A 22,033-nucleotide genomic window follows, 5' to 3' on the forward strand; every position below is an offset into this window, starting at 1 on the left:
TCCGTCGCCGGACCGTTATCGGCCCGACAGGAGTGACTGTGTGCCTTGCCCCTGGGGCAAGGTCAATCGTGCGCTATCCCTGTCTCAAGGTGACGTGCTCATGCATAGTTGGGGCCCGGCTACTGGCCGACTGTTCAGGATGATCCCCTGGTTCGGGTGCGAGAAGGTCTCATGGTGTGCGAACGGTGCGGTGGCGGACGAAGGGGTGCGCTGCCCGGCATGGCCTGCCCCGACTGCGGGCTCGACGCCGGCGCCTCCAGGGTGACCTGCGGTTCCTGGATCGTGCGCGAGACCGTCGCCGGCCGCCTCTCCACGTTCTCGCGACCGAGGAGACTTCTGCTGGCGGCGGGAGTCGCGGTCGCCCTGTCCCTCTTCGTCGCAGTGGTCTCGCTGCTTGCGTTCGGAGGCGACGAGGGGAGTGGTGAGAGGCCGGGCGGCCCGCTGGGCAATGCCGACGACCTCGCCCGCGGAGTACCGACACGCATCGGTCCGACCGGGCCGGCCGTTCCCGTCCCCGACAGCCCGTCGGTCACCGGGAGCCCCACTGCCGACCCGCGCCCGTCCCGGACCTCCCACCCCTCCCCGGCGAAGCCGGTCCCGCCCAAGAATTCTCCGCCTGACCGGAGCCCGTCGTTCACCCAGTGGGCCGGTCCGGGCTGCTCGCCGGGCAGGGATTCCGGCGAGTCTTCCGGCCAGTCCTCCGGCCAGTCCTCCGGTCAGTACACAGAGTCCGGCCGCTTCGAGAACGGCGACGCGGGCTGGTACACGGTCGGGTCCGGCGGCCACGAGGGCGACGGCTGCGACGGCCGCTTCACCGCCGTCCCCATGTCGGGCGCCCCGGACCGGGACGGCGCCAACACCGCGACCTGGTCGTGGCGGCCGGGCAACGGCTTCGACGAGTGCGCGCTGGCCGTGTTCGTACCGAGCGCCGATCGCGACGTCGACGTGGCCGGCAATCCCACCTTCTACCGCGTACTCGCCGACCCCGACGACACCCGTTCGTCGTACGCCGCCTTCGCCGTCCGCCAGACCGTCCACCGTGGCAGCCTGGTCTCGGTGGGCAGCTACGAGGTCAAGCGGGGCGGCCAGTTCGCGGTGCAACTCCTGAACCGGGGCCGCGACTGGGGCGACGAAGACCTGGTCGGCGCCCACCACGCCGCAGCCCAGATGAAACTCGTCTGCCGCGCCTGACGGGCAGGCCACTTGAGGGGTGCCCGGCCACGTGCACGAGTGGCGGCCCGGCCCCGCGGCCGACACCCGCCCGCATTCAGCTACGGTTCAGGTGACGCGGGTCACAATCGACGCATGAGGGTTCTGGTCGTCGACGACGAGGAGCGTTTCACCGAAGGACTGCGCAGCGGCCTGGAGGCGGACGGTTTCGCCGTCGATATCGCACTCGACGGGACGGACGGACTCTGGCGGGCGCGCGAGAACGCCTACGATGCCATCGTCCTCGACATCATGCTGCCCGGCCTCAACGGCTACAGGGTCTGCGCGACCCTGCGCAGCGAGGGCAACTGGACGCCGATCCTGATGCTCACCGCCAAGGAGGGCGAGTGGGACGAGGTCGAGGGCCTCGATACCGGTGCTGACGATTACCTCACCAAGCCCTTCTCGTACGCCGTCCTGCTGGCCCGGCTCCGCGCGCTGCTGCGCCGCGATCCCCGGGCGCGGCCGGCCGCCCTCACCGCCGGCGACCTGCGGCTCGATCCGGCGGCGAAGGAAGTTTCGCGGGGCGGGGTACGGGTCCCACTGACCACCCGCGAGCTCGCGTTGCTTGAGTTCCTGCTGCGCAGGCGCGGCGAGACCGTGTCCAAGCGGGAGATCCTGGCGCATGTCTGGGACGACGACTTCGAGGGAGACCCGAACATCGTCGAGGTCTACGTCCGTCATCTGCGCAACAAGCTCGACCGGCCCTTCGGACGTGCCGCGATCGAGACGGTACGCGGGTCCGGATACCGGCTGGCCTCCGATGGGGGTTAGCTTCCCGGCGGGGGTCAGGTTCCGGTCGGTCGTGGCCGCGGTTCTCGTTGTCGCCCTGGGGCTGCTGGCGGGGGCTGTCGCCCTGGTCGTGTTGTTGCGGGCCGAGCTGACCGACGACGTACGGCAGGCCGCCCGCGCTCGCGCCCAGGAGGTGGCGGCCGTCATCGACTCGGGGCGCGGGGTCCCCTCACTGGCCGTGGCGGAGCGGGACGAGCAGTTCATCCAGGTGCTGGACGCCCAGGGCGCCGTGGTCGCGGCCAGCGCCAATGTCGACGAGCTGCCGGCACTGGCCCGCCCGGGCGCCGACGCCGAGGTCAGGGTCACCACACCGCTGGACGAGGACGAGTTCCTGGTGGTGGCGGTCACCGCCGACGGAGGGGGCGGGCCCGACGGTGCGGGCGACCAGCAGACGGTGCTGGTCGGGCGGGCGCTCATCGCCGTCGCCGAGTCGACCCGGATCGTCACCCGGCTACTCCTGGTGGGGCTGCCCCTGCTCCTCGTCCTGGCCGCCGGGGCCACCTGGATGGCGGTGGGCCGGGCGCTGGCCCCGGTAGGCGCGATCCGGTCGGAGGTCGAGGCGATCTCCTCCGCGCAGCTGCACCGCCGGGTGCCACTCCCGCGCGGGCGCGACGAGATCGCCCGTCTCGCCGCCACCATGAACCGCATGCTGGACCGCCTTGAGCGGGCCCAGACCGCGCAACGGCGGTTCGTCTCGGACGCCTCGCACGAGTTGCGCTCCCCGGTGGCGTCCATCCGCCAGCACGCCGAGGTGGCCCTCGCCCATCCTGGCCGGACGACTCCCGAGGCGCTCGCCGCGACCGTACTGGCGGAGGATCTGCGGATCCAGCGGCTCGTCGACGACCTGCTGCTGCTGGCCAGAGCCGACGAGGGCGCACTGCGTCCGCACCTGCGGGAGGTCGACCTCGACGATCTGGTGCTCGACGAGGTACGACGCCTGCGCCGTACGGCGGTCGGCATCCGGATCGGCGCGGCCGGCGTATCGGCGGCCCGGCTGCCCGGGGACGCGCAGGGTCTGCGGCGGGTGCTCCGTAATCTCGGCGACAACGCGGCCCGGCACGCGCACTCCCAGGTGGTCTTCGATCTGGAGCAGTGGGCGGACGGCCGGATCGTGCTCGGTGTGGAGGATGACGGCCCCGGTGTGCCGGCCGCCGAACGCGAGCGCGTCTTCGAACGTTTCGTACGCCTCGACGACGCCCGGTCCCGGCCTCGCTCCCCCGAAGGGCGTCCCGACCGGACACCGGAGCGGTCCGACGGCAGTGGGCTGGGCCTGGCCATCGTCGCGGAGCTGGTCGCGGCGCACGGCGGCACGGCCAGGGTTTCGGACGGCGCACTCGGCGGGGCACGGTTCGAGGTGTCGTTCCCCCGGCCCCGGCCCCGGCCCCGGCCCCGGCCCCGGCCCCGTCCCTGGCCCCGCCCCTGTCGCTGAAGGCGCGTTCAGTTTCGTTCAGGGTCCCTTCAGCGCCGCGGTGGCAGCGTTTCCACCACTACAGAGGAGGCAGCCATGAGGAAGACGAATCTGTCAGCAGCCGTGGGAGTGGTACTGGCCGCGACACTCACCGCCGGTGCCGGTGCCGGCGCGGCCGGCGGGGAAGCGAAGACGGGCACGGACTGTGTGCGGACCGTGGACGCCGCCACCGGGAAGAAGACCGGCAGGTGCCTGCCGCTCGCCCCGGAGAAGGACCGGGTCGACCGTGGCAAGCCGGTCTTCTCCCGTCCCACCGCCATTACCAACCCGCTGCACCCGAGTTCCGAGATCCAGCAGGTGATCTACGGCGGCCAGGTCGACGGCAAGCCGTTCCGCACCGAGTTCACCCTGCTGCCCGACGCCAAGACCATCACCGTGAACGGCGACAAGGTGAAGGTGCGCACCCTCCAGTACATGGCCCTCTCCGACGGGCGGATCAAGGAGGTCGCGCTCGACTGGTTCGCGCAGGCCGACGACGGTTCTGTCTGGTACTTCGGCGAGGACGTCTTCAACTGCAAGAACGGCGTCGTCGCCGACACCGACGGCACCTGGCGCGCGGGAAAGACCGGTCCCGCAGCGATGATCATGCCGGCCGAGCCGAAGGCGGGAGACGTCTACCGTCCGGAGAACGTGCCGGAAGTCGTCTTCGAAGAGGTCACGGTCAAGGCCGTGAACCAGACGGTCGAAGGTCCGTACGGCCCGGTGAAGGGCGCGATCACGGTGAACGAGCTCCACATGGACGGCACCCGCGAGGACAAGGTCTTCGCCCCCGGGTACGGGGAGTTCTCCACCGGCAAGCCGGGCGCCGACCTGGAGGCGGTCGCCCTCGCCGTCCCCACCGACACGACACCGGGCCGGCTGCCGGACACCCTGAACGCGCTGTCCGCCGCGGTCCGCACGGCACACACCGGAACCACGGACCCCGCCGAGGTACGCCAGGTGCGGGAGGCGTGGAACGCGTACCGGACGGCGGACCGTGTGTCGTCCGTACTCACCCGGCAGATGGACCGCGACCTCGACGCGCTCACGGAGTCCGTGAAGGCGCGCGACGCGGAACTGGTGCGCGGGGCGGTGCTCCGGGTAGCGCAGAACGACCGCGATCTGCACCTGCGCTACGAACCCATCGCCACCGTCGAAGCGGCACGGATGGACCTGTGGACCCGGCAGTTGACCCTGGACGCCGCAGCCTCGGACAGCGGCGCGGTCGCGGGGACCGTCACCGGCCTCGAACTCACCTGGGACCGCGTCAAGCACACCGCGCAAGGCGAACAGGTGGCCCGCGTCGACGGCCTGCTGCGCGACCTGCGCGACGCTGCCGACCGCAAGGACACTTCTGCGGCTGAGGAGTTGGCGCCCCAGCTCCTCGCCGTGCTCGCCCCGGGTCGGTCCTGACCCACGACGACTCCGGTCACCGGTCGAGAAGGGAGAGTACGACCGCGAGGAAGGCCTCCGGCGCCGCGACGAAGGGGGCGTGGCCCGCGTCGAAGAGGGCAGTTCGGCGCCCGGCACGGCGGCCGCCGCCCGGCTGGCGTCCCCGACGCCCGCCACCGGATCGCGGCGGCCGTGCCGCCCCAGGCGAGCAGCGTCGGGGCTCGCACGGCGGTGGCGCGGTGGCGGAGGTCGAAGTCCGGGGCCGCGAAGCTGTGCCAGAGGGCGGCCTGGACGGCGACGGCGACCGGGTCGCGTCGATAGGTGTCGTAGCGCGCCAGCATCGCCTGAATAGGGTGCCGGTCAGTCCTCCGGGATCCCGGCCATCCGCCACAGCGCCGCGCGCGCCGCCGGGGTCTCCCGCGCCTACCCCAGCTCGATCATGGCCGCCTCGGCGGCAGCGGCATCGCCCTGACGCCGCTGGCGTGCAGGCAGCCGTCGAGGTAAGTGCCGACAGCCGTACGCAGCCGTTGCGCGCCCGGCGCGAGGTCGTGACGGCCCGCAGGGCGGCCGTCAGCAGCTCGTCGAACGTCCTGGCCCTGACCCTCAAGGCACCTGACCCGCCACACGCGCCGCCGGTGCAGTGCGTCCCGCTCGACAGCACGTGCTGACGACCGGTCCCACGGACTCTCGACGGCCACCGGTTCCGTGCGGGTGCCCGCGCACAAAACCGATTTCTTCCGAGCCGCGCCGAACGGCCAGGAAGGGGGTGCGTTGTGGCAGTTCGGAGGAGGGCTCGTCGTCGCTGTGCATCGGCGTTCTGTGGGCCACCGCCGTACAGACTCAGATCCCCGAGGACCGGCTCAACCGGGTGGCCGCCTACGAGATCGCCGGCTCGATCCTGGCCGTCCCGTCCGGCCAGGCGATCGCCGGACCGGCCAGTGCGCTCTTCGGTGTCCACCAACTCCTTTTGGTGGGAGCCCTCATCAGCCTCGGCTGCGCCACCGCCCTCGTCATCGTTCACCCCATATGCCGCCTGCACCGCACCCCGGCCTGAGGCGGCCACATCCGGACTCGCCCACACGAAGGAACAGGAGCACTGACAAGCGGCCAGGCCTTGAGCCGCCTACGCTGGTGGTCGATGATTACCACCATCGCCCTCGACATCGGCGAAACCCTCGTCCGCGACGACCGCTACTGGGGGTCCTGGGCCGACTGGCTCGGCGTCCCCCGGCACACCGTGTCAGCGCTCGTCGGAGCAGTCGTCGCCCAAGGCCGCGACAACGCAGACGCACTCCGCCTCATCAAGCCCGGCATAGACGTCCGCGAGGCATACCTCGCCCGCGAAGCCGCCGGCCGCGGCGAACACCTCGACGAGAGCGATCTCTACCCCGACGTCCGCCCCGCCCTCGCCGCCCTCCAGGACGCTGGCATGCGTGTCCTCATCGCCGGAAACCAGACCGTGCGCGCCGCCGAGTTGCTGCGCGACCTTGACCTGCCCGCCGACGTCATCGCCACATCAGGTGAATGGAAAGTCGCCAAGCCGCAAGGAGCCTTCTTCACGCGGGTCATCGAACTCGCCGAGGCCCCACCGGACTCCATCATGTACGTCGGCGACCACCCGCAGAACGACGTCTACCCGGCGCGCGCGGCCGGCCTGCGGGTCGCACACCTTCGCCGCGGGCCGTGGGGTCACCTGTGGGCTGACGACCCCGACGTCCAGGCGGCCGCCGACTGGAGTATCAACAGTCTCACCGAACTCCCCCATCTCCGGTAGCCGCACATCGAACGGCCCCACCCCAAGCGCGTGTCGGGGTGGGGCCGTTCGCGTACCCGCAGTATGAATCCGACGGTACGGTTCCCGAATGGAGCCCCGTATGCCCAGCATCACGTACCACGGGGTAGGCGCGCGCATCGCCTACGAGCGGCGGATCGCCTCCCTCACCCAGCAGCGACTCGCCGACCTGGCCGGCATGGCACTCGGCACCCTCCGTAAGATCGAGCGGGGCGAACGCGGCGTGTCCGGCGCCATCCTCGACAGCATCGCCGCCGCCCTCAACATCGACACGAGCCGCCTCCTGTCCGGCAAGGACCGGCCCGACGACCGCGTCCACCAGGTCATGTCCACCCTGTCCGCGGCCATCGCCACCTACGACATGCCGGACGACGGGCCCACCCGTCCCCTCACCGAACTGCAGAACGCCGTCCGGGAAGCAGTCAACTGGCGCCTCCGCGCCCAGTACGTGCGCATCGCCCGCCAACTCCCCGCGCTCCTCGCCGAACTCGGCAGGGCCCTCCATGCTGCGGCGCCCGGACAACAGGCTGAATGCGCCCGGCTCTTCGTCGCCACCTACCGCACCGCCGACGCCGTCGCCACAAGTACAGGGCCCACGACCTGTCCGCCCGGCTCATCGACCTCACGGGTCAGTACAGCTAGGCCGCCCCATAATCCGAAGACCCGCTGCTCGCCGCCTCCGTCGCCTATGTCCGCACAGAAACGTTCTTCGCGGCCGAGGCCCACGCCGCGGGGCTCCGTGCCCTCGAGCAGGCCACCGACAAGGCGCCCCGCGTCTACAACGTCGCCTATGACCTCTGGCTGCACGACAAGGCGAACACGGACTGGCAGGACCAGCCCAAGCACGAGGTCATGATCTGGCTCAACAAGGACGGCGGAGCCGGCCCCCTCGGCAGCAAGAAGCAGCGAGTGAGGATCGCAGGCGCCGCCTGGGACCTCTACGTCGGCGACATCGGTTGGAACGTCTACTCCTTCGTCCGGGTCAACAACACCACCAGGGCCGACCTCAACCTCGACGGCTTCCTCCAAGCCCTCGTCCGTCGTGGGCTCATCGCCAGGACCGACTACCTCAGCGGAGTCGAAGCCGGAACCGAGGTCTTCACCGGCAGGGCCCAGCTCGACACCCACAACTACTCTGCGACCGTCGGCTGACGGCCCCCGCCGTCTTCTCCACGATGACGTGAGCGCCGCAGGCACTTGGCCGGTCGAGCCAGATGAGAATGACGGCGAGATGGGTGCGGCCTGGTAGGCGTTGGCGAGTTCGTCGCATCGCATGGCAGGCCGCGCCACTGCTCCGTCGCCGGGTGGCGGCGTGGGACCTGCCCTGCGGTGTTTACAGGTCGTCGGGCAGCAGTCGGAAAGCGGCATGTCCGTTCAGCGGCCGCAGCGCACGGAAGTCGCGGCGGTCCAGAGTCAGGACCGCCTCGGTGTCGTACTCGGCGGCCAGCACGGTGTTCACGGCATCTACCAGATCGAGGTCAAGATCCTGGTAGCGGGCGCGCACGGTCAGAGCGGTGGTCAGGATGTCGGGGGTGGTATCGGCCAGGGCAACCCGCATCGCCTTCGTACGGTCGACGAGGGAGCGCAGAATGCTGTCGGCAGCCTGCCGCCCGGCCCGGACGCTGGCTACGTGATGGACCTCGGTGAGGGCCAGGGGGCTGACGACCAGCAGGCTCGCTTCGTCGGCGGCCTTGCGGGCGCCGCGATGTTCGGGGTCGGATCGGTTGAACAGGGCGAGGATTCCAGAGGTGTCCGCGATGACGATCACGCGGTGCGCCGCATGGTCCGGCGGATGTCGTCCTTGGTGACGGGTCCGCCGAAGTCGAAGGTCTCCTCGTCGGTGAGGAAGGGCTCGGCCCAGGTGCGGTTGCGCATGAGGTAGAGGCGCACTGCGTCGCGGGTGATCTCCTGCTTCGACCGACCCTCGGTAGCGGCGCGTTCGTTGAGCTGTGCTTCTTCTTCTTCAGGGAGTCGCATCGTCCAGGCCATGCATGCATGATACCAAGAGTGATACCATGCGTCTTTCGCGTCAGCCGTGGGTGAGCGGCGAAGTATTCATACAGTCGGAACCTGACCAGCCGTTCCGGCCGTTCCTGCGTCCGAATACGCAGTCCTACGGGCGCGACTGGGCGCCGTACCCGCCCGTTTCGCTGCTCTGCGCATGACGGCCGACTCAGCCCCTGTGGTGACGCCGGCCTGAGCACGCTGCCGTGAGGCACGGAGGGTGGGGAGTCTCCTTGCCGTCGGTCCGCCGAAGCTCGTTCTCGGTGCTTTGAGGGACATCCACTTGGCGGGCCCGCTCGGCTCGCTCGTCGTAGTTGTCCTGCTCAGCGTTTCCGAGGACCCGGTGAGGACCCGTCGAGCTGTCCGTGAGGTGACCACTGGCTTGCCCTGGTCGCTCACGGCGTTTACGACCGAAGGCTTGTCGGTGCAAGCCGTCGGTTAAGTGCTACCGCGTAGCACCCGATAGCACCGGGTACTACGCTGTCGGTATGAGCGTGCCGCGAGCGCGTGTCACCTCTGAGGACAGCTCGGGGCGGACGTCCAGCCCGGCGAGCCGACGAGTCCGTGCCGGATGATGCTGATCCGGTGGGCCGTATTCGGGAGAGCAACTTCCCGTCCGCTCACGCAAACGGCCCCGGACGAGAAGTCCGAGGCCGAATAGAGCGCCTCCCTGGGGAAGGAAGCCCAGGTCAGCGGCTTAATGCACTGTGCCCCCGGCAGGATTCGAACCTGCGACACCCGCTTTAGGAGAGCGGTGCTCTATCCCCTGAGCTACGGAGGCGGGACGTGTGCAAATCCGAGTAGAAAATCCGCTGAGGATTCTCTGACCAAGCTCACCGCGCGTCCGTGGTGCCCGTCCCCGGTCTCAGGTGGGGCGGGGCCTGTCATGCTCGTCCCCAGCCCTTCCTGGGTATGGCCAGGAGAGGTACCGGGGACAGCGTAGCGGATGCGAGGAGTGGCGTGCCGGGGTGATCGGCGCTTGCCCTGCTGGTGGCGATAGCGGAGCGCCCTGCCGCCGGCCTGGACGCTGGCCATCGACGCCGATGGTCAGGTCCCCGACCGGGCCTGGGGCGCGGAGATCGCCGGGCGCCCGCTGGCTGGCCGGCCGAAGGGCAGGCGGCTGATCGTCAACAAGGAACGGCCTCTTCCCGGCGCCCAGTTGAGCTTCACTAACGTCGACGGCAATCGGCTCACCTGCTTCGCCACCAACACCAACGGCGATCGCACCGCTGACCTGGAACTACGGCACCGTCGCAGGGCACGCTGGTTGAAGGCGGCAGCCCGTGGCGCAGAAGTAACAACGTCCGAAGCCGCACATCTGCCTGCCGGCCGCTCACAACGTAACGAGCCTCCCGGGGCGCCGCCATGGTGGCGTACTTCCTCGAGGTACTCGGCCGCCTACCTGGCCTCCTGCGGACTGCCCGACGCGCTGGAGCCACCCGCGGTCGCCCTCGCCGACGAGCTGGACGAGTCCGTCTCGATCGCCGTACCCGACGGCGACGGGGTCCGCTTCATCACCCAGGCGACCCGCAGGCGCGCCATGTCACTCGCCTTCCGGATCGGCGATCTGCTGCCCGCGGAGCGATGCGCCCCCGGCGCGATCTTCGCCGCCGAGTGGACTGACGCCGATCGCGAGCGATGGCTGACCCGGCGCCGGGAAGACCCGCTGGACACGAATTCCCCGCCGTACCGCCCCGCCTCGCGCCGCCTCAACTGGGACAAATCGAGGCGGAGTTCGACGCGCGCGTCGAGGTGGGTGGCCGCCTCGGCTGGTCGATCGACGACCAGTTCATCGAACCCGGGCTGGTCGCTGTCGCCCACGCCGTCCGCGATCCGGCGGGCCTGACGGTCTGTGCTCTCAGCGTGGTCAGCCACACCAGCCGCCACAGTGCGCGATCGTTGCGCGAGCACGCTCTCCCGCGCCTGCGGCGGGCAGCGGCGGCCATGGAAGAGGCGCTGCGCACGCCACCCCGCCCCGAAGCGCTGGTCAGCGGTCCGGGGGCGGAAGCAGGCCCGGAGTTCCTCCAGTCGCTGGCCCGCGGACTCGCGGTCCTGCACGCGCTCGGGTGGGCCAGGGGCGGCTTGAGTCTGACCGCTGTCGCCGAGGCCGCCGCCCTCCCGCGTGCGACCGCGCGCCGCTCCCTCATCACCCTGCAGTACCTCGGCTACGTCCACGCCGACGGACGCACCTTCACCCTGCTCCCGCGGGTACTCGAGGTCGGCTACGCCCGCTTGTCCCGCCTGTCCTTCGGCGAGATCGTCCGCCCCCACCTCGCGGAACTCACCGGGCGGGTGCACGAGTCGGCATCCGTCGCGGCCCTGGACGGCGACGAGATCCGCTACGTGGAGCGCGTGCCCACCGCCCGGATCATGAGAGTGGACATCACCGTCGGCACCCGGTTCGCCGCCTACGCGACCTCGATGGGCCGGGTTCTCCTCGCCGGCCTGCCCGAGCGGGAACGGGCGACCCGCCTGGCGCGGATCCGGTTCGAACCGCTCACCCGCCACATCGTGACGACGGCCGACGCCCTGTCGGCCGCGCTCGACTCCGTCGCGCACGACGGCTATGCCCTGGTCGACGAGGAGCTGGAGGAGGGCCTGCGCTCCCTCGCGATGCCACTGCGGGACCGCCTCGGACGCACCGTCGCGGCCGTCAACGTCTCCCAGCACGCCGGCCGGGGCACCCCGCAGCAGTTCCTCGACTCCGTTCTGCCCCCGCTGACCGCGGCGGTCGCACGGATCGAGGCAGACCTGGCAGTCGCGGGCGAGAGGCAGCACATCGTCGCGACCTGAGCCGTCCCGCTGGGCCGTCCGGCGGCGTCGTGGCGGGAGAAAGGTGTGGGATGCATGGACCTTGACGGGGCGGCCCGGCGGGCATAGCGTCCGAAGGCCTGAGCAAGCGCTTGGAGAGGTTTCATCCGTGCCGAACAGTGATCCGTCCCGCGCCGCCGAAGCCGCGCTGACCGCCCCCGGGGCGCCCTTCGAGGTCGTACGGGCAGAGGACGGCAGCCCGCTGTACGCCGGTGGACCGCGGACGTTGCGGGAGTTCGTCGAGGTGACGTGGACTTACGGGGACCGGCCCTTCCTGGTCGCGGAGAGCGGCAGCCTCAGCTACGCGGAGTTCTTCGCCGCCGCCTGCCGCCTCGCCCGGCGGTTCGTCGAGGAGTGCGGGCTGGTGCGGGGGGACCGGGCCGTCATCGCCATGCGTAACCATCCGGAGTGGCAAGTGGCCTTCTGGGCAGCCCAGTTGGCCGGGCTGGTCGCCGTACCGCTCAATGCGTGGTGGACCGAGGCGGAGTTCACGTACGCGCTCCAGGACTGCGCGCCCCGGGTGCTCCTGGTCGACGGTGAGCGGCTGCCCCGGGTCGAGCCGTGGGTCGCCGCGCAGCCGGATCCGCCCCGGGTGATCGTGGTCGACGGGGACGCCGGGGAGTGGGGTGAGGTGTACGAGGGGATGTACGGAGCCGATCCGCTCGCGGGGCCGCCCGAGGTGGAGGTACGGCCCGAGGACGACGCCACCGTCATCTATACGTCCGGCACCACCGGGCGCCCCAAGGGCGCCGTCGCCACCCAGCTCGCGCAGGCCGGCGCCGCCATGAACCCGCGCTTCCACGCCGCGCTCTCCGCGCTCGCACGCGGGCAGATACCGGGGCAGGGGCCGGCCCCCGTCACGCTCATGACCTTCCCCTTCTTCCACGTCGCCGCCTTCACCTCGGTGTACGCCGCCATGGCGGCCGGCGGCACCCTCGTGCTGATGAGGAAGTGGGACGCGGGGAGGGCGCTTCTGCTGATGCGCGAGCACCAGGTCACGTATTACGCCGGTGTGCCGGCCACCGCCCTCCAGCTGCTCGACGAGGCGGACGGGGCGAGCGACGGGCTGGGGAGTCTCACCCACCTCAACACCGGCGGCGCCGCCGCCCCCGCCCGCCTCGTCGGGCAGCTCACCGCCCGTTACGGCGAGGGCGTCGAGCCGCGCAACGGCTACGGGCTGACCGAGACCAGCGGTGGCGTCCTGGCCAACTACGGGGCGGCGTACCGCACGTACCCGGAGAGCGTCGGGCGGCCCACGCCCGCCACCGAGGTGCGGATCGCGGGGCCGGCGGGGCAGCCGCTCGCCGAGGGGGAGACCGGCGAGCTGTGGCTGCGCGGCCAGGCGCTCTTCCGGGGGTACTGGAACGATCCCCGGGCATCGGCGGAGGCCTTCGGCGAAGGCGGGTGGTTTCGGACCGGTGACCTCGCGACGATCCGCGACGGGCGGGTCAGCATCGTCGACCGCATCAAGGACATGGTCGTGCGCGGTGGGGAGAACGTGTACTGCGCCGAGGTCGAGAGCGTGCTGCACGACCACCCGGACGTGCTGGACGCCGCGGTCCTCGGCGTCGCCCACCCGGTCCTCGGCGAAGAGGTCGCGGCCGTCGTGCAGCTGAGGCCCGGCGCCACGGCCCGCGCGGACGAGTTGCGGGCGCACGTGGGCAGGCACCTCGCCGCGTTCAAGGTGCCCGCCTATGTGCGCGCAGGCGAGAAACCGCTGCCCCGCAACGCCACCGGGAAGATCCTCAAGCGGCAGTTGCGGGGAGACGTGGAAGACGGAGGAGACGGGGGAGGTGTCGGGGACTCCGGAGGCGTTGGGGGCGCGGGAGGCGTGGGAGACGCGGCGCAGAGCCCGGCCGGCCCCGTTAGTCCCGGGTGACGCGGATACGGAAGTTCCCGTCCGCGTCCTCGTCCATGACCGAGACCCGGACCCCGTACTGCCGGTCCTTGAACGTCTCGCCCGCCCCGAACGGCGCGTCCGACAGCTCGGCGTGCACATTGGGCCGGCGCGTGCAGCCCCCGCTGTCGCCTTCGCTGTCCGCGACGGTGACCGGCCCGCGGCCCGTGTCGATGTCGGCGTCGACCCGGTAGATCAGGACGCCGGGCTTGCACACGGCCTCGTCGTTGCCGGCCTGGGTGCGTACCTCCACGGCGTACCCCGTCTTCTCCGTCAGGGGTACGAACATCAGCTTCGCCCGCCCCTCGTCCGTCGCGGCGAGCGGCGCCAGTATGTGCTCGCTGGTGCCGGGCACGGCGGCGCAGCGGACCTGGGGGTTGTCGAGCCAGCCGAGCTTCCACTTGTGCCAGCCCAGCAGATCGTTGTTGGCCCCCCAGTCCTCGGACATGATGTCCCAGTGCCCGACCGACCCCCCGCCGTCGACGGTGTAGAGGTCCGGCAGCCCGAAGACATGGCTGTTCTCGTGCGGCAGCACGCGGTAGCCGGTCTGTGCGTACGAACCCGACCCGTCGTCCTGGCGGCTGTAGACGAACGACGTGTTGGACAGCGGCACGCCGTCCGCGCGCGGCGCGTCGTCGTTGCCGGAGAAGGTGACGGACAGGACGGTCTCCAGCGCGGAGGGCCCGGCGTTGGGGGTGACCAGGACGTTGACCAGGTCGTACGAGGCGAAGTCCACCCGGGCGTCGGTGGCGCCGATGATGTCCTGGACGAGCGTGCGGTAGCCCGGCTCATACGGTGAGCCGCGGTCTATCCCGTACGCCGCGAAGGGCTGCGGCATCCGCACCCAGCCGGTGAAGGGCGCGACGGGACGGTAGCGCATGCGCCCGTACGAGCTGGCCTCGAACCACTTGGTGGTCTGCGGGAAGAACTCCTTGAACCGGTCGCGCGCCGGGCCCTTTCCGGGCGCGTCCGAGAAGTCGATCATGAGGGTGAGGGCGCGGACCTCGCCGGTGGAGCGCGCGAAGCCGGGCGGCGTCGGGAGGCCTTCCGACATCTGTACGCCCATGGTGCCGGCGATACGGCACGGCCCGAGGGCGGCGTCGTCGGCCTTCGATCCCACCTGGTCGGCGGCCGAGACCGGGCCCGCTGTCGCGCCGGCGCCCGGGCTGAGCGGGGACTGCGCGGAGGTGGCGGCGCCGAGGGCGAGGCCGGTGAGGGCGGCGACGCCGAGGATCTGGCGGGTCCGGTGTATTCGGCCGGTCCTGCGGGTGGGGCGGGTTCTGCGTATCCGGGGGCGGGTCCGCTGCATAGATTCGCCTTCGGGGTCCGCGGCAGCCGGCCGTCCCTGACTGCTCTCGTGCGTTCACCCTGGGTCGGCGGGGGGCAGCGCGCTCGCTGGGTGGCCCGATTGTGGGCTTTTCCGCGCACGAGGTGTGATCCGGGTCACATGTGGTACGGCGGGAAATAACCGGGGAGGGTCTCCCCGTTTACGCCTGTGTTCACCGAAGCGGGGAAAGGGTCCCCGGTTCAGGCGCATCCGCGATTCGCATACGACGTAACTCGCACACGACGTGCCTCACGTACGAAAGGAAACGCCGTGGCCACGGACACCGACACCCGCACCGGGCCCGCGACCGACCTGCGCAAGCCCACGCGCCCGCGGGCCGACGCGCTGCGCAACCGGGAGCGGATCGTGGCGGCCGCGCGGGAGATGTTCGTCGAGTTCGGCCCGGAGGTGCCGATGGACGAGATCGCCCGCCGCGCCGGCGTCGGCAACGCCACCCTCTACCGGCACTTCCAGGACCGCGCCGAACTCATCCACCACGTCGTCGTCTCCGTCATGTCCCGCACCACCGACCAGGCGGAAGCGGCGACCGCCGAAGAGGCGACTCCCTTCGCCGCGCTGCGCCGCTTCGTGCATGCCGCGGCCGACGAGCGGATCGGCGCGCTGTGCCCGATGCTCTCGGGCGGCTTCGACAAGGACCACGCGGAGCTGCATGCCGAACGCGAGCGCCTCGAAGACGCCGTCGAAGGCCTCATGCGGCGCGCACGACAGGCCGGACAGCTCCGCGACGACGTGGCCGTCGGCGACCTGATGGTCGCCATCTCCCAGCTCACCCGGCCGCTGCCGGGCAGCGGGTGCCTGAACTTCGATCAGTTCGTGCACCGGCACCTGCAGCTCTTCCTCGACGGCCTCCAGGCCCCGGCGCGCTCGGTGCTCTCCGGCTCCGCGGCGACCTTGGAGGACCTGCGCCGCGACTCCTGACGCACGCCCAGACACCTTCTTGCCCCTCTTTCTTGACCCCTTCGCGCCCTTAGGTGGATCCCTCCATGCCCAAAACAGCAGACACCCCGCCGGCCGCGGCCGCCGCCCTCCTCCCAGATCCCAGCCGCTGGAAAGCGCTCGTCTTCATCGCCCTCGCCCAGCTGATGGTGGTCCTCGACGCCACGATCGTGAACATCGCCCTGCCGTCCGCCCAGGCCGATCTCGGGATCTCCGACGCCAACCGCCAGTGGGTGATCACGGCGTACGCCCTGGCCTTCGGCGGTCTGCTGCTCTTCGGCGGCCGCATAGCCGACCTGTGGGGCCGTAAGCGCACCTTCGTCGTCGGCCTCCTCGGCTTCGCCGCGGCCTCCGCGCTCGGCGGCGCGGCCACCAACGAGGCCATGATGCTCGGCTCCCGCGCACTCCAGGGCGCGTTCGGCGCGCTGCTCGCGCCCGCCGCACTGTCGCTGCTCGCGGTGATGTTCACCGACGTACGCGAACGGGCCAAGGCCTTCGGCATCTACGGCGCGATCGCCGGTGGCGGTGGCGCGGTCGGCCTGATCCTGGGCGGATTCCTCACCGAATACCTGGACTGGCGCTGGACGTTCTTCGTCAACATCCCCTTCGCGATCGTCGCGGCGGCGGGCGCCTACTTCGTGATCCGCGAGCCGGTCGGCACCCGTAACCGCTCGCCGCTCGACATCCCCGGCGTCGTCCTGTCCACCCTGGGTCTGGTCTCGCTGGTGTACGGCTTCACGCGCGCCGAGACGGACGGCTGGGGGTCGGGCGCCACGATCGGCCTGTTCGTCGCGTCGGCCGTGCTGCTGGCCGCGTTCGTCGTCGTCGAGTCGAAGGTCACCTCGCCGCTGCTGCCGCTGCGCGTGCTGACCGAGCGCAACCGCGGCGGCGTGTACATGTCGCTGGGGCTGGCCGTCATCGCGATGTTCGGGCTGTTCCTCTTCCTGACGTACTACCTCCAGATCGTGAAGGGCTACTCCCCGGTCAAGACCGGCTTCGCCTTCCTGCCGATGATCGCGGGCATGATCACGGGCTCCACCCAGATCGGCGCGCGCCTCATGACGCGGGTCGCCCCCCGCTTCCTGATGGGCCCCGGCTTCCTGGTCGCGGCGCTCGGCATGCTGCTGCTGACGCAGCTTGAGGTCGCTTCGTCGTACGCCGGACTGATCCTGCCGGCGCAACTGCTGCTGGGTCTGGGCATGGGTACGGCGTTCATGCCGGCCATGTCGCTGTCCACGCACGGCATCGAGCCGCGCGACGCGGGAGTGGCCTCGGCCATGGTCAACACCTCGCAGCAGGTGGGAGGCGCGATCGGTACGGCGCTGCTGAACACCATCGCGGCGAGCGCCACCACGGCGTACCTCACCGCGAACGCGACCGGAGCAACCGACGCGCGGCTGCTCCAGGCGCAGGCGATGGTGCACGGGTACGCGAGCGCCATCTGGTGGGCGGTAGGCATCCTGGCCGTCTCCGCGACGATCGCCCTGACGCTGATCAATACGGGCCGGCCGAGCGCGACTGTGCCGGTCACGGGGTCGGGTGACGGCGACGGTGCGGAGATCGAGGACGCGCTGAAGATCCCCGTCATCGCGCACTGACACCACGTCGTAGGTGCCGCCCCTGCCCCGGTTCCGTTCCACGGAGCCGGGGCAGGGGCGCGTCCGGTTCAGGTACGCGCCCGCGCCGGACGGAGCGCCTCAGCCTTACGACCTCCGCCACGATACGGAGCGGGCTCCCGGCGTCATGCGGGGAGGTCGTTAGTCAGTGATCTTTTCGAACGCCTTCCCCGGTGAGCCGCATGCGTACGCTCCGAGGCAGCTCCACATCCTCTTGCGGGTGGGCGAGCCATCCCTGATCAATCACGGTGTCTCCCTCGCCGGGTCGGCCTGCGCTCGTAGCCAGAGGGACGGAGTTCACGTAGGCCCCGGCTCCCGTCTCGTACCAGATCCTCGCCCCGCAGGGCCGCGACGAGCGCTCGGGGCCGCTCGTCGCGCAACCCAGATATCCGGGCGGAACGGACATCCCGAGCAACCAGAAGGCGGTGCGGGCCGTCTTCGGGGTAGGAGTGCAGCCAGGGGCGGGCGCTGCTCGGGGGTGAAGACGGTCGGGTCGAAGGTGATCGCCGTGTCGCACACGTAGTGGTTGTAGAGGCCGGTGAGGCCACCGGGATCGGCTTCGGTGGCCGCCCGACCTGCACTCCGGCTTCTGCTGGCCGATAGATCACCCCTCGGCGGCCGACAGGGTACTGCAAGATCACGAAAAGATTACGCGCCGTGGGAATTCTGTCCGGATTCCAGTCGTTGTTTCCATCGGAGGCGGGGCACCCGAAGGGAGTCCGGCAGCCAACCAATCGCGACCTACTTACGCAAGGGAGCACGCATGGCAACCCGTGCCGTCGCCCGTCGTCAGACCGCCGTAAGCGGGTCCGGCGGGGTACGCAGCGTTCGCGCCGTGGGCGGGGAGATCGCCGACCGCGATCTCGTCGGCATGTATCTCGACGAGATCGCACGGACGCCCCTGCTCGACGCCGCCAAGGAAGTCGACCTCTCGCAGACCATCGAAGCGGGGGTGTACGCGCAGCAGATCCTGGACAAGGCAGTGACGTCGGACGCCGCCGAGGGTGAGGGCGGGGAAGGCGGCGCCACCCGTGAGGAGCTGGAGGCGCTGGTCGCCGACGGCGAGCGCGCCAAGGACCTGTTCATACGCTCCAACCTCCGCCTCGTCGTCGCCGTAGCCCGCCGCTACCCACGCAGCGGCCTGCCCCTGCTGGACCTGATCCAGGAGGGGAACGCGGGCCTGGTGCGCGCCGTCGAGAAGTTCGACTACGCGAAGGGCTTCAAGTTCTCGACGTACGCGACCTGGTGGATCCGGCAGGCGATCACCCGGTCCATCGCCGACCAGTCCCGCACCATCCGGCTCCCCGTCCATTTGGTGGAGGAGCTCGGCCGTATCCGGCGCGTGCAGCGGGAGTTCAACCGCGAGCACGGCCGCGACCCGGAGTACGCCGAGGTGGCCGCCGAGCTCGACGCCAAGCCCGAGCGCGTCAGCGACGTGCTGGACTGGGCGCGCGACCCGGTGTCGCTGAACATGCCGGTCGACGACGCGGGCGAGACCCAGTTCGGTGACCTGCTGGAGGACACCTCGGCGGTGTCGCCCGAGCAGTCGGTGCTCTCGCTGCTGCGCAGCGAGGAACTCGAAGACCTCATAGCCAGGCTCGACGAGCGCACGGCCTCGATCATCCGCATGCGGTACGGCATTGAGGACGGCCGGGAGCGGACCCTGACCGAGGTCGGCAAGCAGCACGGACTCACGCGCGAGCGGATCCGGCAGATCGAGAAGCACGCCCTGATGGACCTCAAGCGCATGGCTCACGACACGGGCTTCGACGCGGTCGCATAACCGGCCCGATCCGAGGTACGTGTCTTCCGAGGGCCGAGCCCCGGCGCACCCCCCCCCAGCGCCGGGGCTCCCCCCACTCCCCGTAACCCCCACCCCACCCGCGTCACCGCGTCCGCTACGGCTCCCGAGGGGCGCTCGCGCGGGTGACCCGGCCGCCGAGGTCGGCCAGGAAGCCGATGAGTTCCGGCGGCTCGGACACCGAGAACTCGCAGTCCACCAGGGCCAGTCGTAGTCCCACCCACTCCATGGAGTCGGTGGACAGCACGTCCAGCCGGCACCTGCCGCGCTCGCCCGCGACCGGTTCAGGGGTGCCGAGCGAGTCCGACAGCCGGGCCGCGACGAACTCGGCCGGCGCCTCGAAGGTCGCCACCACCCGGTACTGCGACTGGAACCGGTTCAGCGACTGCCGGATGAACTCCGCCGCGTTCCCGCTCGGCAGACCCCTGGGCGTGAAGCGTGCCCCGGTGGGGAAAGGCTCGCTGACCCGGTCGACCCGGAAGGTCCGCCAGGCCTCCCGGTCCATGTCGTATGCCACGAGGTACCAGCGTCGGCCCGTGCTGACCAACCGGTGAGGCTCGACCAACCGCTTGGACGCGGAGCCGTCCCCCGACCGGTAGGCGAACCGCAACCGCTCTTGCCCGGTGGCCGCCCCCGCCATGACCGTGAGCGTACGAGGGTCGATGCTCGCGCCGTCACCGCTGGTCAGCGGGATGGTGGCGGCCTGAAGCACGGACACCTGGCGGCGCAGCCGGGACGGCAGCACCTGCTCCAGTTTCGCCAGCGCCCGTACCGAGGCCTCCTCGATCCCCTCCACCGCATGGCCCGCTCCCGCCCGCAGACCCACCGCGATGGCGACGGCCTCCTCGTCGTCGAGCACCAGAGGCGGCATGGCCTTGCCGGCCACCAGCCGGTAGCCACCGTCCGCGCCCATCGTCGCCTGCACGGGATAACCCAGCTCGCGCAGCCGGTCGATGTCGCGGCGCACGGTGCGCCGACTGACTTGCAGACGCTCCGCGAGTTCGCTGCCGGGCCATTCGCGGGGCGTCTGGAGCAGCGACAGCAGCTGCAGCAGCCGGGCTGGTGTGTCCGTCGTCATGCCTCCCAGGATGCCGGGTAATTGGGTCATGTTCTGTCCTACATGGGGTCTAGCGTCGTTCCTATGACTTCAACACCCCTGCCGTCCGAGCAGACCGAGGAAGCCGGGCCCCGAGCCGGTGCACCCGACCGCCGACGGTGGCTCGCGCTCACCATCGTCATGACCGCGGCCTTCATGGACCTGGTCGACGTGACGATCGTCAACATCGCGATCCCGAGCATCCGGCAGAACCTGGGTGCCACCTTCAGCGCCATCCAGTGGATCACCGCGGGGTACGCCCTGGCTTTCGCTGCCGGGCTGATCACAGGCGGCAGGCTGGGCGACATCTACGGCCGCAAGCGGCTCTTCCTGATCGGTATCGGCGGCTTCACACTGGCCTCCGCGCTCTGCGGCTTCGCCGGGAACCCGGAAATCCTCGTCGCCTCCCGCATCCTGCAGGGCGCGATGGCCGCGCTGATGGTGCCGCAGGTCCTATCGATCGTCCACGCCACCTTCCCCGCGCACGAGCGGGGCAAGGTCTTCGGGCTATTCGGCGCCGTCGTCGGCCTCGGCGCGGTCTCCGGTCCGCTGCTGGGCGCGCTGCTCACCGAATGGAACCTCTTCGGTCTCCAATGGCGGCCGATCTTCCTCATCAACCTGCCCGTCGGCATCGCCGGCCTGATCCTCGGCAGCCGCTTCATCAGTGAGTCCAAGGCCCCCAAGGCGCTGCGCCTCGACCTGATCGGCGTCGCCCTCGCGACGCTCGGCCTGCTGATGCTGATCTTCCCGCTGACGCGCGGCGAGGAACTCGACTGGCCGCTGTGGGGCCACATCTCGATGGTCGCCAGCCTGGCGGTCTTCGCGCTTTTCGTGGTGTACGAGCGCTACAAGGCGCGCAAGGACGGCTCGCCCCTCGTCGAACTCTCCCTGTTCAAGGTCAAGAGCTTCGCCGCCGGCATCGCGGTGCAGCTGACGTTCGGTGTGGCGCTGGGCATCTTCTTCCTGGTCTGGACGCTGTACATGCAGATCGGGCTCGGCTGGAGCGAGCTGCGCGCCGGCGTCACCGGCATCCCGTTCTCCATCGCGGTCTCGGTCGCGGCAGGCATCTCCGTGCAGCAGCTCGTCCCGCGCTTCGGCCGCAAGGTCCTGCAGGCCGGCGCGCTGCTGATGGCGTGCGGACTGCTGCTCTACATCTGGGAGGCCGACCGGTACGGCACGGCCATCCACGCCTGGCAGATGGCGCTGCCGCTCACCGTGATGGGCGTCGGCATGGGCCTGATCGTGGCGCCGCTGACGGACGCGGTGCTGTCCGACGTGCCGCGCGAGCACGCGGGTTCGGCGTCCGGGCTGATCAACACGATGACGCAGACGGGCAATGCGCTGGGTCTGGGCCTGGTGTCCGTCGTGTTCTTCGGCGTGATCGACGACCGGCTGGCGCCGACCGAAGTGGGCATGGCCTTCGTGAACGCGTTCCAGAACGCGCTGTGGTGGTCCACGGCGGTGCTGGTGGTCATCTTCTGCCTGATGTTCGCGCTTCCGGCGCGGCCGAAGGCCGGGATCGAGGGCGAGGCGGCGGCCGGCGACCCGCTCACCAAGGAGCCGGTGCTCACCCCCTGAGCCAGCGTCCACAGTGCGGCGCCCGTGCCCGCAGGCACGGGCGCCGCAGTCGTAAGCTCACCTGCACCCACGCTGCGCGAATCTCCCGGCGTCGCGTGCCGAGGTGCCGGGAGGGGACACGTCGGGGCGCTCCCCGCAGGGTGTCGAACGCAAACACCCCGAACAAGGCGATCTACCCGAACGTTCGACACCCGAGGAGACGCCCCGGCGCGGCACCGACCCCAAGGCCCCCGCACACGCGCCCGCACCGCAAGAGCCCAGCGCCCCGATGCCCGCCCCCAACCCAGCGCAACCTGCCCCCGCCGCGCCCACGC

General features: G+C 70.7%; 19 protein-coding genes, 1 tRNA gene and 1 pseudogene. 16 read left to right on the top strand and 5 right to left on the bottom strand.

Going from position 1 to position 22,033, the window contains the following annotated elements:
• Nucleotides 1-219: 219 nt before the first annotated feature.
• From ACU6WZ_RS16755 to ACU6WZ_RS16790, 8 genes are all read left to right on the top strand, one after another.
• Nucleotides 220-1,191 (top strand): adhesin, encoded by a 972-nt coding sequence (locus ACU6WZ_RS16755; protein WP_447028857.1) that lies wholly within the window; start codon nt 220-222, stop codon nt 1,189-1,191.
• Between the two features lie 114 nt (nt 1,192-1,305).
• Nucleotides 1,306-1,983: a response regulator transcription factor gene (locus ACU6WZ_RS16760; protein WP_447028858.1), complete on the top strand. Its 678-nt coding sequence runs from the start codon at nt 1,306-1,308 to the stop codon at nt 1,981-1,983.
• A gap of 31 nt (nt 1,984-2,014) precedes the next feature.
• Complete coding sequence (locus ACU6WZ_RS16765) at nt 2,015-3,430, top strand: sensor histidine kinase (RefSeq protein WP_447028859.1); 1,416 nt, start codon at nt 2,015-2,017, stop codon at nt 3,428-3,430.
• A 75-nt stretch (nt 3,431-3,505) separates the two neighbouring features.
• Nucleotides 3,506-4,861 carry a hypothetical protein gene (locus tag ACU6WZ_RS16770; protein WP_447028860.1) on the top strand — a complete coding sequence of 452 codons (1,356 nt, stop codon included), beginning with the start codon at nt 3,506-3,508 and terminating at the stop codon, nt 4,859-4,861.
• 745 nt (nt 4,862-5,606) lie between these two features.
• Nucleotides 5,607-5,894, top strand: coding sequence for a hypothetical protein (locus tag ACU6WZ_RS16775; RefSeq protein WP_447028861.1), 288 nt, complete (start codon nt 5,607-5,609; stop codon nt 5,892-5,894).
• A gap of 84 nt (nt 5,895-5,978) precedes the next feature.
• Nucleotides 5,979-6,614 carry an HAD family hydrolase gene (locus ACU6WZ_RS16780; RefSeq protein WP_447028862.1) on the top strand — a complete coding sequence of 212 codons (636 nt, stop codon included), beginning with the start codon at nt 5,979-5,981 and terminating at the stop codon, nt 6,612-6,614.
• A 100-nt stretch (nt 6,615-6,714) separates the two neighbouring features.
• On the top strand, nt 6,715-7,488 hold the full coding sequence (locus ACU6WZ_RS16785; RefSeq protein WP_447028863.1) for a helix-turn-helix domain-containing protein: 774 nt from the start codon (nt 6,715-6,717) through the stop codon (nt 7,486-7,488).
• Nucleotides 7,434-7,784 (top strand): GH12 family glycosyl hydrolase domain-containing protein, encoded by a 351-nt coding sequence (locus ACU6WZ_RS16790; RefSeq protein ID WP_447034078.1) that lies wholly within the window; start codon nt 7,434-7,436, stop codon nt 7,782-7,784. Before ACU6WZ_RS16785 ends, ACU6WZ_RS16790 begins: the two co-directional genes overlap by 55 nt.
• Nucleotides 7,785-7,965: 181 nt before the next feature.
• On the opposite strand, the gene ACU6WZ_RS16795 is transcribed toward ACU6WZ_RS16790, so the two are convergent.
• From ACU6WZ_RS16795 to ACU6WZ_RS16805, 3 genes are all read right to left on the bottom strand, one after another.
• Nucleotides 7,966-8,400 (bottom strand): type II toxin-antitoxin system VapC family toxin, encoded by a 435-nt coding sequence (locus ACU6WZ_RS16795; protein ID WP_447028864.1) that lies wholly within the window; start codon nt 8,398-8,400, stop codon nt 7,966-7,968.
• Nucleotides 8,397-8,621 carry a ribbon-helix-helix protein, CopG family gene (locus tag ACU6WZ_RS16800; RefSeq protein ID WP_447028865.1) on the bottom strand — a complete coding sequence of 75 codons (225 nt, stop codon included), beginning with the start codon at nt 8,619-8,621 and terminating at the stop codon, nt 8,397-8,399. Before ACU6WZ_RS16800 ends, ACU6WZ_RS16795 begins: the two co-directional genes overlap by 4 nt.
• 723 nt (nt 8,622-9,344) lie before the next feature.
• Nucleotides 9,345-9,417, bottom strand: a tRNA-Arg gene (locus ACU6WZ_RS16805).
• 237 nt (nt 9,418-9,654) lie between these two features.
• Between ACU6WZ_RS16805 and ACU6WZ_RS16810 the strand changes: the two are divergent.
• The 4 genes and pseudogenes from ACU6WZ_RS16810 to ACU6WZ_RS16825 all read left to right on the top strand — a co-directional run.
• Nucleotides 9,655-9,900: pseudogene (locus tag ACU6WZ_RS16810) on the top strand (IS1380 family transposase); the annotation flags it as partial.
• A gap of 3 nt (nt 9,901-9,903) precedes the next feature.
• The gene (locus ACU6WZ_RS16815; protein ID WP_447034079.1) at nt 9,904-10,482 is read left to right on the top strand and encodes an IclR family transcriptional regulator domain-containing protein; all 579 of its coding nucleotides are present in this window, start codon (nt 9,904-9,906) and stop codon (nt 10,480-10,482) included.
• Nucleotides 10,389-11,429 (top strand): IclR family transcriptional regulator domain-containing protein, encoded by a 1,041-nt coding sequence (locus ACU6WZ_RS16820; protein ID WP_447028866.1) that lies wholly within the window; start codon nt 10,389-10,391, stop codon nt 11,427-11,429. Before ACU6WZ_RS16815 ends, ACU6WZ_RS16820 begins: the two co-directional genes overlap by 94 nt.
• Before the next feature lie 127 nt (nt 11,430-11,556).
• Entirely contained in the window at nt 11,557-13,326 is a 1,770-nt protein-coding gene (locus tag ACU6WZ_RS16825) for a class I adenylate-forming enzyme family protein (protein ID WP_447028867.1), read from the top strand.
• On the opposite strand, the gene ACU6WZ_RS16830 is transcribed toward ACU6WZ_RS16825, so the two are convergent.
• On the bottom strand, nt 13,313-14,653 hold the full coding sequence (locus ACU6WZ_RS16830) for a M6 family metalloprotease domain-containing protein (RefSeq protein ID WP_447028868.1): 1,341 nt from the start codon (nt 14,651-14,653) through the stop codon (nt 13,313-13,315). The two genes, ACU6WZ_RS16825 and ACU6WZ_RS16830, sit on opposite strands and share 14 nt — an antisense overlap.
• A gap of 288 nt (nt 14,654-14,941) precedes the next feature.
• Between ACU6WZ_RS16830 and ACU6WZ_RS16835 the strand changes: the two genes are divergently transcribed.
• From ACU6WZ_RS16835 to ACU6WZ_RS16845, 3 genes are all read left to right on the top strand, one after another.
• Nucleotides 14,942-15,610, top strand: coding sequence for a TetR/AcrR family transcriptional regulator (locus ACU6WZ_RS16835; protein ID WP_447028869.1), 669 nt, complete (start codon nt 14,942-14,944; stop codon nt 15,608-15,610).
• Between the two features lie 65 nt (nt 15,611-15,675).
• Nucleotides 15,676-17,226: an MFS transporter gene (locus tag ACU6WZ_RS16840; protein WP_447028870.1), complete on the top strand. Its 1,551-nt coding sequence runs from the start codon at nt 15,676-15,678 to the stop codon at nt 17,224-17,226.
• Nucleotides 17,227-18,007: 781 nt separating this feature from the next.
• On the top strand, nt 18,008-19,027 hold the full coding sequence (locus tag ACU6WZ_RS16845; RefSeq protein ID WP_447028871.1) for a sigma-70 family RNA polymerase sigma factor: 1,020 nt from the start codon (nt 18,008-18,010) through the stop codon (nt 19,025-19,027).
• Between the two features lie 115 nt (nt 19,028-19,142).
• Here the strand turns inward: ACU6WZ_RS16845 and ACU6WZ_RS16850 are convergent, their stop codons facing one another.
• On the bottom strand, nt 19,143-20,123 hold the full coding sequence (locus tag ACU6WZ_RS16850) for a helix-turn-helix transcriptional regulator (protein WP_447028872.1): 981 nt from the start codon (nt 20,121-20,123) through the stop codon (nt 19,143-19,145).
• A gap of 63 nt (nt 20,124-20,186) precedes the next feature.
• On the opposite strand from ACU6WZ_RS16850, the gene ACU6WZ_RS16855 reads away from it, so the two are divergent.
• Nucleotides 20,187-21,719: an MFS transporter gene (locus ACU6WZ_RS16855; RefSeq protein WP_447028873.1), complete on the top strand. Its 1,533-nt coding sequence runs from the start codon at nt 20,187-20,189 to the stop codon at nt 21,717-21,719.
• The last annotated feature ends 314 nt before the right edge of the window (nt 21,720-22,033 follow it).

It is taken from the genome of Streptomyces hypolithicus, assembly GCF_052934925.1.

What these genes read in the sequence shown, in the direction of transcription:
- ACU6WZ_RS16755 (WP_447028857.1), top strand. Translation starts at nt 220, where the DNA reads ATGGCCTGCCCCGACTGCGGGCTCGACGCCGGCGCCTCCAGGGTGACC.
- ACU6WZ_RS16760 (WP_447028858.1), top strand. Translation starts at nt 1,306, where the DNA reads ATGAGGGTTCTGGTCGTCGACGACGAGGAGCGTTTCACCGAAGGACTG.
- ACU6WZ_RS16770 (WP_447028860.1), top strand. Translation starts at nt 3,506, where the DNA reads ATGAGGAAGACGAATCTGTCAGCAGCCGTGGGAGTGGTACTGGCCGCG.
- ACU6WZ_RS16780 (WP_447028862.1), top strand. Translation starts at nt 5,979, where the DNA reads ATGATTACCACCATCGCCCTCGACATCGGCGAAACCCTCGTCCGCGAC.
- ACU6WZ_RS16785 (WP_447028863.1), top strand. Translation starts at nt 6,715, where the DNA reads ATGCCCAGCATCACGTACCACGGGGTAGGCGCGCGCATCGCCTACGAG.
- ACU6WZ_RS16800 (WP_447028865.1), bottom strand. Translation starts at nt 8,621, where the DNA reads ATGGCCTGGACGATGCGACTCCCTGAAGAAGAAGAAGCACAGCTCAAC.
- ACU6WZ_RS16830 (WP_447028868.1), bottom strand. Translation starts at nt 14,653, where the DNA reads ATGCAGCGGACCCGCCCCCGGATACGCAGAACCCGCCCCACCCGCAGG.
- ACU6WZ_RS16840 (WP_447028870.1), top strand. Translation starts at nt 15,676, where the DNA reads ATGCCCAAAACAGCAGACACCCCGCCGGCCGCGGCCGCCGCCCTCCTC.
- ACU6WZ_RS16845 (WP_447028871.1), top strand. Translation starts at nt 18,008, where the DNA reads ATGGCAACCCGTGCCGTCGCCCGTCGTCAGACCGCCGTAAGCGGGTCC.
- ACU6WZ_RS16850 (WP_447028872.1), bottom strand. Translation starts at nt 20,123, where the DNA reads ATGACGACGGACACACCAGCCCGGCTGCTGCAGCTGCTGTCGCTGCTC.
- ACU6WZ_RS16855 (WP_447028873.1), top strand. Translation starts at nt 20,187, where the DNA reads ATGACTTCAACACCCCTGCCGTCCGAGCAGACCGAGGAAGCCGGGCCC.